Raw genomic sequence first — 1,237 nt, forward strand, 5'->3', positions numbered from 1 at the left:
AACGTTTTCTGACATACAAGCTGCTCTTAACGCAAAAGAACCGTGGAATCATAAAGAAAACACGTCTAGTTTTTACGATACAAATAGCAATCATCTTCTCGTTATAACTGCAAAAAATGAGCACTACTACCCAGATGATGAAATAGACGATGTATTTGCTAAAAAGTTTCTAATTGGATGCGGATTAATCCTTCTTATCGTATTTGTTTATTTAGTTATTCTTTCTATTTGGTACGGTAATAAATTTGGAAAACCGTTATTACATGCGATGCGCTGGCTTAAAAACATAGCTGGCGGAAAGTACGAAGAACCCGTTAATAAAAAAGGAAAACCTGTCAGGTTCCGGCGATCTGGTAAAGAAAAATGGTCATTCCGCTTATTTAGTGATGTTACAAATTCTCTAGAGCACCTTTCTATTACACTCCAAAAAAATGATGCGATGAGGCAAGTACTGCAGCAAACACGTGAGGAATGGATTACCGGTCTCACACATGATTTAAAAACACCACTAAGCTCTATATATGGCTATGCTTTATTACTAGAATCAAAGCAATACAACTGGACTGATCGTGACATTCAACAATTCGGTAGTGTTATGAAAGAGAAATCTCAATATATGACGACATTAATTGATGATTTAAGCTTAACGTATCAATTAAAAAATAACAGTCTTCCTGCGCAACACGTAAATATTGAAATGAATCAATTCGTTCAAAAAGTATTATTACAATTCATTAATAATCCGACACTTCAAAATCAAAATATTGAATTTGTACCAAGCTCAAACAAAATTCAATATTTTATTGAAGAAAAATGGTTCCAGCGTATTATCGAAAACTTACTCGTAAACGCGGTAAAACATAATAACGAAACGACAAACGTCATCGTAAAACTTTCGCAAAACGCTACTTCATTTACACTATCTATTTCCGATAACGGAAAAGGAATGGATGATAAAACGAAAGAGCTTCTATTTGAGCGATATTACAGAGGAACAAATACAGAAGAAAGCAACATCGGAACGGGACTTGGTCTCGCTATTACAAAGCAGCTCGTTCATGCTCATAACGGAACGATTTCCATCGATAGCGAACTAGGAAAAGGAACGACGATTATACTTGTGTTTCCGTTTCGTTCATAGAAAAGGCGCTATGTAGCGTCTTTTCTTTTTTCTATTTTGGGAGAGTTCAGCGGTATATGAAATAATGTAGGCCATCTTTATGAGTTGTTTCAACGG

General features: G+C 35.3%; 1 protein-coding gene. It reads left to right on the forward strand.

Translation table 11 applies throughout. The annotated features are described in order from the left end of the window. On the forward strand, positions 1–1,141 hold a 1,141-nt coding region (locus MR079_RS28245), incomplete at its 5' end, for a sensor histidine kinase (RefSeq protein ID WP_242295079.1). Positions 1,142–1,237: the final 96 nt, after the last annotated feature.

The sequence above is a fragment of the Bacillus cereus group sp. BfR-BA-01381 genome, from assembly GCF_022663555.1.
Classification (GTDB): Bacteria; Bacillota; Bacilli; order Bacillales; family Bacillaceae_G; genus Bacillus_A; species Bacillus_A pacificus.